This window comes from Vibrio sp. V08_P9A1T1, from assembly GCF_963874405.1.
Classification (GTDB): Bacteria; Pseudomonadota; Gammaproteobacteria; order Enterobacterales; family Vibrionaceae; genus Vibrio; species Vibrio anguillarum.
The window spans coordinates 1-10,281 of sequence record NZ_CAWNIB010000030.1 but is presented as its reverse complement, the minus strand read 5'-3'; the positions used below and the strand labels follow the sequence as shown (position 1 = coordinate 10,281).

General features: G+C 41.6%; 10 protein-coding genes. 2 read left to right on the top strand and 8 right to left on the bottom strand.

Annotation, left to right across the window (positions count from 1 at the left end):
* Nucleotides 1–46: 46 nt before the first annotated feature.
* On the bottom strand, nucleotides 47–376 hold the full coding sequence (locus AACT21_RS01840) for an ArsR/SmtB family transcription factor (protein WP_013867870.1): 330 nt from the start codon (nucleotides 374–376) through the stop codon (nucleotides 47–49).
* A gap of 132 nt (nucleotides 377–508) precedes the next feature.
* Here AACT21_RS01840 and AACT21_RS01835 point away from each other — a divergent pair, with 132 nt between their 5' ends.
* Both AACT21_RS01835 and AACT21_RS01830 read left to right on the top strand, forming a co-directional pair.
* Nucleotides 509–694, top strand: coding sequence for a YgaP family membrane protein (locus AACT21_RS01835; RefSeq protein ID WP_013867871.1), 186 nt, complete (start codon nucleotides 509–511; stop codon nucleotides 692–694).
* A gap of 52 nt (nucleotides 695–746) precedes the next feature.
* Nucleotides 747–2,450, top strand: coding sequence for an FAD-dependent oxidoreductase (locus tag AACT21_RS01830; RefSeq protein WP_094163981.1), 1,704 nt, complete (start codon nucleotides 747–749; stop codon nucleotides 2,448–2,450).
* 41 nt (nucleotides 2,451–2,491) lie between these two features.
* Here AACT21_RS01830 and AACT21_RS01825 read toward each other — a convergent pair whose 3' ends face one another.
* Genes AACT21_RS01825 through AACT21_RS01795 form a run of 7 tightly spaced genes read right to left on the bottom strand, consistent with a single transcriptional unit; the run spans nucleotide 2,492 to nucleotide 10,280 of the window.
* Nucleotides 2,492–3,847 carry an HD domain-containing phosphohydrolase gene (locus AACT21_RS01825; protein WP_047689711.1) on the bottom strand — a complete coding sequence of 452 codons (1,356 nt, stop codon included), beginning with the start codon at nucleotides 3,845–3,847 and terminating at the stop codon, nucleotides 2,492–2,494.
* On the bottom strand, nucleotides 3,823–5,481 hold the full coding sequence (locus AACT21_RS01820; RefSeq protein WP_094163980.1) for an EAL domain-containing protein: 1,659 nt from the start codon (nucleotides 5,479–5,481) through the stop codon (nucleotides 3,823–3,825). Before AACT21_RS01820 ends, AACT21_RS01825 begins: the two co-directional genes overlap by 25 nt.
* A gap of 4 nt (nucleotides 5,482–5,485) precedes the next feature.
* A complete protein-coding gene (locus AACT21_RS01815; protein ID WP_094147895.1) occupies nucleotides 5,486–6,817 on the bottom strand; it encodes a sensor histidine kinase in 1,332 nt (443 codons plus the stop codon).
* 26 nt (nucleotides 6,818–6,843) lie between these two features.
* Nucleotides 6,844–8,151 (bottom strand): sensor histidine kinase, encoded by a 1,308-nt coding sequence (locus tag AACT21_RS01810; protein ID WP_017047214.1) that lies wholly within the window; start codon nucleotides 8,149–8,151, stop codon nucleotides 6,844–6,846.
* 9 nt (nucleotides 8,152–8,160) lie between these two features.
* Nucleotides 8,161–8,742, bottom strand: coding sequence for a chemotaxis protein CheC (locus tag AACT21_RS01805; protein ID WP_013867877.1), 582 nt, complete (start codon nucleotides 8,740–8,742; stop codon nucleotides 8,161–8,163).
* Nucleotides 8,739–9,104, bottom strand: a complete 366-nt coding sequence (locus AACT21_RS01800) for a response regulator (protein WP_013867878.1) — start codon at nucleotides 9,102–9,104, stop codon at nucleotides 8,739–8,741. The genes AACT21_RS01805 and AACT21_RS01800 overlap by 4 nt, the downstream gene beginning before the upstream one ends.
* 36 nt (nucleotides 9,105–9,140) lie before the next feature.
* Nucleotides 9,141–10,280: an HDOD domain-containing protein gene (locus tag AACT21_RS01795; protein ID WP_254917191.1), complete on the bottom strand. Its 1,140-nt coding sequence runs from the start codon at nucleotides 10,278–10,280 to the stop codon at nucleotides 9,141–9,143.
* Nucleotide 10,281 lies beyond the last annotated feature (1 nt).

Here is a 10,281-nt window from a genome sequence, read left to right as displayed (position 1 = left end):
GAATAGAAAACAACATTATTTATCCTTTTAACCTATGACAAATGAACTAATTACAAAAAACGGTCTGCAAACTTTGAATAAGCTGTACAACCCGCGGATCCGATAGCGAATAGAAGACTTGCTGCGACTCCTTTCTTGCTTTGATCATATTTTGCTTACGAAGCACGGTTAAATGTTGCGAAAAGGCTGATTGACTTAACATCGAGCTTTGCTGCAATTCTCCAACGCCCACCTCACCATTAATTAACTGGCAAAGCACCATCAAACGCTCAGGATGGGCCATCGTTTTAAGCAACTCTGAAACCTCTATCGCATTTGTTTTCATTTGCTCCACATTGACTGATGTGATCTCCATCATTCCCCCTTCGCATTGCATTTAATTAGATAATACTAATGAATAAGATTTAGTCAACGCTTATTTAGCTTATTCAAAATTAGATAAATTAACATTAGACATCGCTAATCAATAAATTTATAGTGACTTTAATTTACAACGGAGGGTAACAACATGACGATTGAAAATGGGGTAAGAATATTAGCAGGCAGCATGGTTTTGCTGTCCATCATTTTAACGACGTTTGTCCATTCAAACTTTATTTGGCTAACGGTATTTGTTGGAGTGAACTTAATTCAAAGCGCTTTCACAGGGATTTGTCCAGCGGCCTTTTTCTTGAAAAAGCTTGGCCTGCACTGAGGATTTAATTACCTTACCATGCCGCTTTTGTTTAATTTTACTGGAGTAATTTATGACTAAGATTGTGATTATTGGTGGTGTCGCGGGTGGTGCATCCGCAGCGGCTCGTGCTCGTCGACTCAGCGAAGAAGCTGAAATCATTATGTTTGAGCGGGGCCCCTTCGTTTCATTTGCTAACTGTGGCTTGCCATATCACATCGGCGGTGACATCAAAGAGCGCAGCAATTTGCTGCTACAAACACCGGAAAGCTTTTTAGCGCGTTTTAATGTAGATGTGCGCACTATGAATGAAGTGCTGCGCATTAATCGTGCAGCGAAAACCATCACTGTACGCAATCTGCTCGATCAGTCAGAGTACCAAGAAAGCTATGATTTTTTGCTGCTTTCCCCTGGAGCGGGTCCTATTGTCCCGTCGATTCCTGGGATTCAAAACCCACTGACCCATTCGCTGCGCAACATTCCAGATATGGATAAAATCATCCAGACGCTGCAAATGAATAAACCTGAGCATGCAACTGTCGTCGGCGGTGGTTTTATCGGTTTGGAAATGATGGAAGCGTTCCATCACCTCGGTATCAAAACCACGCTGATCGAAATGGCTGATCAGGTAATGACACCTGTCGATAGTGAAATGGCGGGCTTTGCTCATGCGGAGATTCGCGCTAAAGGCATCGATTTACGTTTAGGTGTTGCTTTAAAATCGGTCGAATATAAACCAGCGGCGACATTACCTAGCACAGAATCGGGTGAAACTCTGGAGCACAAACACATCGAAGGTGAACTGGATCTTGTGCTCAGCAATGGTGAAATACTCACCACTGACATCCTGATTATGGCGATTGGTGTGCGTCCAGAAACCAAACTGGCTGCTGAAGCGGGCTTACAACTCGGTGAACTTGGTGGCATTTGGGTGAACGAACAGATGCAGACCAGCGATCCAGCGATTTACGCCGTCGGCGATGCGATCGAAGAAAAGGATTTTGTTACAGGCAAACAAACGCTGGTTCCACTCGCAGGTCCTGCCAATCGCCAAGGTCGCATGGCAGCTGATAACATGCTTGGTCGTAACGAAACCTATCAAGGAACACAAGGAACCGCAATCTGTAAAATATTCGACTTAGCCGTGGCATCCACAGGCAAAAATGAGAAGCAACTAAAACGTGACGGCGTTGATTACGAAAAAGTGTACGTTCACACAGCCAGCCATGCGAGCTACTATCCGGGCGCTGAAGTGGTGTCGTTCAAAATGCTGTTCGATCCAAAATCAGGCAAAATCTTCGGGGCACAAGCGGTTGGTAAAGATGGCATCGACAAGCGTATCGACGTGATGGCTGTCGCTCAACGTGCAGGTATGACAGTAGAACAACTACAACACTTAGAGCTGACTTACGCGCCACCATACGGCAGCGCGAAAGATGTGATTAACCAAGCAGCTTTTGTCGCGACAAATATAATGAAAGGCGATGCAAAAGCCATCCATTTTGATCAAATCGATTCGCTAAATGACACGCATATTATTTTGGATGTACGTAATCCAAGTGAACGTGAAAATGGTAATCATCTCAAAGGCGACATCAATATTCCGGTTGACCAACTTCGTCAACGTATGAATGAACTGCCCAAAGACAAAGAGATCGTCATTTATTGCCAAGTCGGGTTGCGCGGTAATGTAGCCTACCGCCAACTGGCCAATAATGGCTTTAAAGCACGTAACTTGATTGGTGGGTTCCGTACTTATCTGTTTGCAAAACAATAAAAGATTCAATTGAGTGCTGCTGATGCGGCACTCTTTTTAAGTTAACCGATGTAAACCGCGATTGGCATATTAGTCTGTTCTTCAAGCTCTTTTAATTTCGCCAACAAAGCTGAGTTAATTTGATTGCCAGCGGTCAACATTAAGTTTCCATTGGGTAAGTACAAATCACGCTTAATTTTCATCCCCGGTTTCACTTCACTCAAACCAATGCACAATTCTAGGCCATCCTCCAAGTGTTTTAACGAAGTTACTACCATTAAAAAAGCATCCACGACTGTGGGGTCATATAAGGTTCCAGCCTGCTCTTTTATATAACTCTGCGCACTTTTGGTATGCATACGACGTGGATTATTTGGTGATGCAATATAGTAGTCATAATCTTTAACCACTTTAATAATACGTGAACACAAAGGTATTTCTTCACCATGTAAATGGCCTGGCTTACCAGTACCGTCATACAACTCATCTTGGTGGCGAATGATCTCAACTAGTGGTTCAAAGCGCTTAATTCGGCCTAAAATCTCGGCACCTAATACAGAGTTGGCATTAGGACTCTGAGGAATGGAGGTTTCTGGATCAACAATCAACTTTTCAAGTTCTTTATCTTTCGCACCGATTAATCCTATTTGGTGCATCAAACCACACAAATAGACATGACTTACTTGGCTTTCAGGTAGTTTTAACCGCTGCGCTACTACCTTCGCTTGGTTGGCAATACGCTCTGCGTGATCGGCTGGGTGTCCCGTTCGATATTGAATGATTGCAGTAACCATACCCAATATGTCTTTAAACGTCTTGTTACGACTTATCAATAAATGTTCTAACTTTTTATTAGATGATTGCAGCTCTAACGTTCTCTCTTTTACCTTCTGCTCTAAATCTTGATTAAATTCAGCCAGCTTACGATTATTGTCTTCCAAGGCTAGATTCACCACTTCGAGCTCGCTATTGCGTTTTTCTAACTCGATAGCCAAATGTTCTCGCTCTTTTGTCAGACGATAAAACTCCGCTGCTTTTGAAACGATCAATTTTAGGTTTTCGTTATCCCATGGTTTGCCAATATAGGTATGAATTCCGCCGGAATTTACTGCCCTGACGGTTGACTGAATATCACTATATCCAGTAAGCAGGATACGAATCGTCTCAGGATATAATTCTTTTGATTTTGCGAGAAAATCGGCACCATCCATCTCTGGCATCCGCATATCAGAGATAATAATAGAGACCTCATGTTGCTCTAAATATTCCAAGGCTTCCTTTCCGCTATTAAAAGAAACTATGTCATAATCTGTACGCAAAACCCTCGTTAGTGATTTTAGAATTTCGCTCTCATCATCTAGCAGCAGAAGGCTAAGTCTATCACCACCAATCTCTATTTTTTGTGCGACATTTTCCATCGTTCCTCCTCCATTCTAGACAAATAACTGACCACGTCGTCTGATGATAATGCCTGACTCACCAAATGCCCCTGGATAATGGAACAGCCCAAGGTTTTCAATTTATCCGCTTGCTCCTGAGTATCAACCCATTCGGCGATCACTCCCATTTCAAGTGATTCAGCACTGTCTATCATTGCCCTCAGAATAACTTCATTGGACGCTGATTTGCCAATTGCTTGAACAAATCGTCCATCAATTTTAAGTACATCGAAAGGCATTTCGCACAGATATTCATAGCCCGCATATCCAGTTCCAAAATCATCCAGTGCACAGCTCAATCCCAACCCTTTCAGTTTACTGAGTTCTTGTTTCGCCTGAATAAAATCCTCAATAAAGTCATGCTCCGTTATCTCTATTGACAAGTTATTCAAACCGCAACTGAGCTTTGTAGTTAGCTTAGTCAATAATTCGTAAAATTGCCCATTTATCAACATGTTCCCAGGCACATTAACACTGATATTTCGATCTTTAATTAGTTTCTGATGTTGTTTGATGAACATCAGTACGTCTTCCAATATTTTTTCGGTCAACACTTTAGTTAAACCATACTGCTCAATTATGGGTAAGAAACTGGCTGGATATTGCCACTCATTCTCAACTGTTTTGCGCCTAGCTAATGCTTCAAATCCACAAACATCACCAGTTACCGTCGACAGTTGCGGCTGATAAAACGCGCAGAAATAGCGTCTATCGATATCGTTTAATACAGAAAATAGCGCCAATAACTCTCGGGATTGAGGATCATTATCGAGCCAGTAAATTGGCAGTTGATGGTGCAAACGCACTCTCGAGCGTTCATTAAGGTCAGCAATAGATATATCATCGACTTGATGCAACGATTTGACATCACAGAGCAAAACCGTGTATCTGGTTTTAATAAGATGTGTGTCGACTTCAACAGGCTGAGAGAGTCGCGAACATAGGCGCATCACAACTTGATAACCTTTGGGGCTGTATGGAATGCACATAAACAGCTTATCTTTGTAGCGATATATGGTTTCCGGCTCTGTATTACCATCACTCAGATACCACGCCAGCGTTTTAATAAATTGATTACCAAGCGCTCCGCCGTATTGATGGTTAATTTCGTCTAGATTAGCAATATTCACCATGACCAAAGCGTATGAGGAGTCACCATGTTTTTTCAATTCGATAATCTGTTCATCTAACGTACGCCGGTTTTTTAAGTTCGTCAGCACATCACTACCTAGCAATGCTTCACGCTCCAATAAACTCAAACGTATGGTTTCAATCAGCTCCTCTCTATCCCATGGTTTTTGGAGAAAACGATGCAATTTCCCTTCGTTCAAAGCACGAGACAAACCTTTGATGTCAGCTTGACCAGATAGAATAATGGTTACAACATGAGGATACTTATTGCGAATATTGACGACCAGCTCTGTCCCATCCATATTAGGCATTCGATAATCAGAAATCACAATTTCGATAGGGTGCCGCTCTAAAATAGTCAGAGCCTCAAGGCCGCTACTCGCACAATGAACCACAGAAAAATGCGGTTTGAGTTCACGTGTTAAAGCTTTAAGTACCGCTGGCTCATCATCTACAAGCAGAATTTCTTTATATCGAAACATACAATTACCCCAATCCTTTCATCGAATGATGAGGTGCAACATAAAGCGGTAAACGAATATAGACGCAGGTTCCTTGACCTATCGTCGACTGAATTTCAATTTTCCCGAGGTGCTCTTCTATGATTTCTTTCGCAACAGATAATCCAAGTCCTGCGCCATCACCGATACGCTTGGTGGTAAAAAAAGGATCAAAAACGTACACTAAATCTTCCGGACAAATGCCTTTACCGTTATCGCATACCGATAGACAGACACTCGATTTATTCTCGATTAATAAGCTGTTTTCCATATACAAGGCGACAGTGACTTCACCATCAGTATGAGAGAATGACTGTAACGCATTGACTAACAAATTAATCAGTACTTGTTGGAGCTTATGGGTTTGCCCTAGAACATAAAATGGTATTTGAGGAGGTTCATAATTTAAGCGTGCTTTCAGCTTCATTTCACCCAACACCATATTAGTCGCAGAGCTAACCACGTCTCTTAAATCGACCATTCCAACTGATAATTTGGACTCGTGATAATACACATTCAAGCTCGCTACAATGTTTTTAATACGCGAAAGCCCCTCTAAACTTTCCACAATGATAGACTCGCTATCATCAAGTATTTCTGCCAACTGACGGTCGTTGATCTGCTGGATCTCTGGGTGTGCCTTCACTTGGGCAAGATAGGAACTTAACGTGTTGAAATTACTCATCACAAAGCCGAGTGGATTATTGATTTCATGCGCAACACCGGCGGCCAATTTACCTAAAGAAACCCTTTTTGCATCTTGCTCATTTCGTTGAAGATCACTACTACTCTCCCGCATAGACGACAGTAATTTTAAGGCCATCTCAACCAGTAACATGCCTTCTTGGATTTTTTCTAATTCACTTAAGTCAAAAGCATTCAGCGTTGTTCGCGCAAGAAACAGGCTATAGCGCCGCGTCAGTGAGGAGACGGAAAAGGTAACGCCACTTTTCCAAGCAGGAAAGTCATTGTGATAGTCTGAGAATTTCCCCGCCTCATTGGCTAAATCAGGGAAGTAACTAAACTCCGTATCGGCTAAGACCGGGTATGTGCTTAACTTAATTGTATCGGTGATTGGAAAACTAGAACGCAGTATCTTGAGCCTCTGCTCAGAATTGTAAGAAAATAGCACGATATGTGTATTAGGGAATAAAGGCTGAACATGAGTAATAAACTGATCTAACTTGTCTTCTTGTGATTGATTTGAAAACATAACTCCTAGCAAAGAAAGTACGACGTAGTGAAATGTTGAGTCCAAGCTGTGTTCTTCTTGAAAGCGTCTATTTTCTTCCTGTTGCTGGGTTTTACTCACATGCATACTCCCTAATCAAATAACGATAATTTTCACTCTATTGCTAGTGTAGCCAATTCGATTGCGTCTATTGGCAACGTAATGATGAATTCAGTACCTTTATTCACTTCGCTATGAACTGCAATGGTGCCTTTATGACCATTGATGATCCCGTACGAAACTGATAAACCTAATCCTGTGCCGGACCCAACCGCTTTGGTGGTAAAAAAGGGTTCAAAGATGCGATCTTTAATCGCATCAGGAATACCGCTTCCCGTATCTTTAATGCGAATTTCAACCTGTTTCTCATTTAGCTTAGCTAATGAGATGGTGATGGTGCCTTCTCCGACAATCGCCTGACTTGCATTGACAAGAATATTAAGAAGAACTTGGTTAATCTGCATTGGCTGGCAATACACGTCAGGTACGTTTTCTTGATATATCTTCTCTAAAGTAATGTTGTATTTGATTTCGTTATTGATGATTTTCAGCGTTGATTCGATACAGTTTTCCAAATTTGCATAGCTCCATTCAGAACCATCAACGTGTGAAAACTCTTTCAAATTTTTCACAATGGCCATTACTCGAGATGAACCTTCTAGTGATTCTGAAATCAAATCTGCCGTATCTTCTAAAATAAAATCAATCTGTTTCTCTTGTAGTAATGACTCACACTTTGCCGCTAGAGCGGTATCATTTGCTTGTGAAACCTGCTGTTTTATCCCTTCTAAAACGGCGGCTAGCGTTTGAAAATAGTCACTCAGTGTTTGAATATTGGATGTGATAAACCCCACTGGATTATTGATCTCATGGGCGATGCCTGCTGAAAGCTGCCCAATAGAGGCCATTTTCTCTGATTGCAGTAGTTGTCCTTGTGCATCTTCGAGTTTTTTAATCAATACTTTTTGCGCTTGATGTTCTTGCTCTAATTGATGAGAAATGCGCTTAAGTTCCTGCTGCTGGCTAGCTTGTATCGTTACGTCATAGACACATATACAGACATGCTCGATAGTCCCATCTTCACTATGAATAGGGATGATCTCCAAATCTTGATACATCTGTTCTTCTTCACCCGATACAGGGCGGGAACTTTTAAAGGGCAATAGGTGAGGCTTCTGCTCCCAGCTACTAAAGCTTGAAGTTTCAATCACCAATGCCGTATCAATTTTTCGTTTAAGGTAGTCTGCGGAATGAGGAAATAGTTCAAGTATGTTCTTTCCTTGCATCACATCACCATCAAAAATGACTCGGGATTGGAAATAGTCATTAGCTTTCACGATAATGTAATCCTGTCGTACTATGCACAACGCAAAAGAGAGTTGATCCAGCAGATCAGAAAGCAGTAAGCGGCTTTTTCCCATTCCAAACTCCTACATCAACTCATCGAGGTGAATGAGTACCTTATCCAATTCGTTGTCTGCAAAACAGATGATGGTTTTAGCAGAGAATGACGCTTTTTCGACTAAAAAAGAAATTTCCATAATTAAAGATAGCTTCCACTGAGAAATGGGAAGCGGCTGTGTTGACGGATAAAACAGCACTGGAGACTGAATTTTAGTTTTTATGTCTATTTGCTGACATAGACCCTTTAGACTTGCACCAGATAAAATATTCGAGATATCTAAAATGCTCTCCTCTAGGCTCACGACATCTTGAGCATCACCTGTTGATTGTTTTAGATCGCTCACTATCTGTTCACAGCCTTTTCTGCTCATTAAGGTCACTAACTCACCATCCATGCCACCAAAAAAAGACTGCCGAGTGTAGTAATAATCGGTTTCATAAGATTGCAGTTGCGCTAAATCCTCATCCGTTGCCACTCCAATACTGGGTACAGATATAGTGACGTGCAAATTAAGCAAGGTAGCCAGTTTATTTGCTGCTCTGCCCATTGAGATATTCATAAATTCTTGCAGGGCGTCTTTATGGTCTTCTGAAAGTGCCATTGTCATAATAGTCCTACCTCGTGCAATGTTTGTTTTAGCTGTGCTGGGTCAAGTGGTTTTTGCAAAAAGGTGACTGCACCGAGTTCTCTTACGCGCTGCTGAGCAAAAGGTTGAATATCGGCACTAATGACAATGACAATGCTTTTAGCATCAACGCTGTGCAGATATTCTAGGACTTGGAAGCCATCCATTTCTGGCATGGTCAAATCTAAAAACATCACTTCAGCGCACCCATTTTGGTAATTGACTAGGGCTTCTTTGCCATTTTGGGCTTCGCTGATTTCTACATCCCACTCTTCAGGAATCGCCCTCATTACCGCTTTTCTCGACATCTTTGAATCGTCTGCTATTGTAATTTTAATTGCCATGCTCGCTCCCTCTAATCAAAAAAAGTAATTATATAATTACTCAATAAATATGGGTTTTAGCTCAACTAATACGCTTGCAATGGAACTTGGTACACCGTCAATCAGTGTTTGGTAGCTCTCATTTTCCCTACATGCTTCTATGCGATTTGCAAGCCCCACAATACTTCCAAGTACAACAGATTTGTCATCTGAAAAAAAATCACTCTTACTTTGATTAAGAACGATCTCTCCAATCTCTGAACCGTATCCCCATATCATCAGCATGTATGCCGTTACTATGTAGTAATCAGCATATTCTTGTTGAAGCTCTAAGAAAGAATCAACATTATGGATATCAGCGCCTTCCTCCATCAAAATCAATTTTCCGATTGCGGTAAGCAAGCTTGAGACAAACACCCGATCTTTATCTTGTAGGGAGTACCCCAAGTTTTTAGCCAGTAAACGGGATATATAGCTCACCCTCAGCGCCTGTTCTGAAATATCTTGGTGGGCCTTTTTTGAAACTAAGCTGTTAGCGTGATGGCTCAATAACGATATGGCGATGCTCTCCACTAAAGTCGCACCTAAACGTCCAACAGCTTCCGATAATGAATCTGTGGTTCGACGAAAACCCAAGTAAGAAGAATTGGCAATTTGAAACACTCGTGCGACTAATACAGGCTCATGGCTAATGGTGTCTGCGATTGATTGAAGATCACAAGTAGGAGAGGCAATAGTTTGTTGTAAACGGTGTATCGAATTGGGTAATACCGGAAGATCTTTCAAACTTCCGAGTTTAGTTCGGCACTCATTGTTAAACGGCATTTGATAAAGACGTTCGGTACATTCAAATAAGCGTTCAAAGTCCTCTTGTGTGAATGGCTTAGGCAGAACGAAGTGGGAATACGCATGCGCTTTTTGAGGCAAATTCTCCTGCGTATTCCCAGTTAAAAGAGCTCTCACTACTTGCGGGTAAGTCTGCTTTACCTCTTCTAACAGCTCATCGCCACATTTATGCGGCATGAGTAAATCTGAAATGATAATGGCTGGCGGTTGGCAATTATACTTATTCCATTCTGACAACCAATTTAGTGGCTCTGAAACGAGTATAATTTCCCATTCTGGACGAATACGCCTGATCAAACGAGCAATGGCTTTAAGCATAAAAACATCATCATCTATGCACATGACCTTCAAA

Coding starts and splice junctions, on each gene's coding strand:
- AACT21_RS01840 (WP_013867870.1), bottom strand. CDS start 376: ATGCAATGCGAAGGGGGAATGATGGAGATCACATCAGTCAATGTGGAG.
- AACT21_RS01835 (WP_013867871.1), top strand. CDS start 509: ATGACGATTGAAAATGGGGTAAGAATATTAGCAGGCAGCATGGTTTTG.
- AACT21_RS01830 (WP_094163981.1), top strand. CDS start 747: ATGACTAAGATTGTGATTATTGGTGGTGTCGCGGGTGGTGCATCCGCA.
- AACT21_RS01825 (WP_047689711.1), bottom strand. CDS start 3,847: ATGGAAAATGTCGCACAAAAAATAGAGATTGGTGGTGATAGACTTAGC.
- AACT21_RS01820 (WP_094163980.1), bottom strand. CDS start 5,481: ATGTTTCGATATAAAGAAATTCTGCTTGTAGATGATGAGCCAGCGGTA.
- AACT21_RS01815 (WP_094147895.1), bottom strand. CDS start 6,817: ATGCATGTGAGTAAAACCCAGCAACAGGAAGAAAATAGACGCTTTCAA.
- AACT21_RS01810 (WP_017047214.1), bottom strand. CDS start 8,151: ATGGGAAAAAGCCGCTTACTGCTTTCTGATCTGCTGGATCAACTCTCT.
- AACT21_RS01805 (WP_013867877.1), bottom strand. CDS start 8,742: ATGACAATGGCACTTTCAGAAGACCATAAAGACGCCCTGCAAGAATTT.
- AACT21_RS01800 (WP_013867878.1), bottom strand. CDS start 9,104: ATGGCAATTAAAATTACAATAGCAGACGATTCAAAGATGTCGAGAAAA.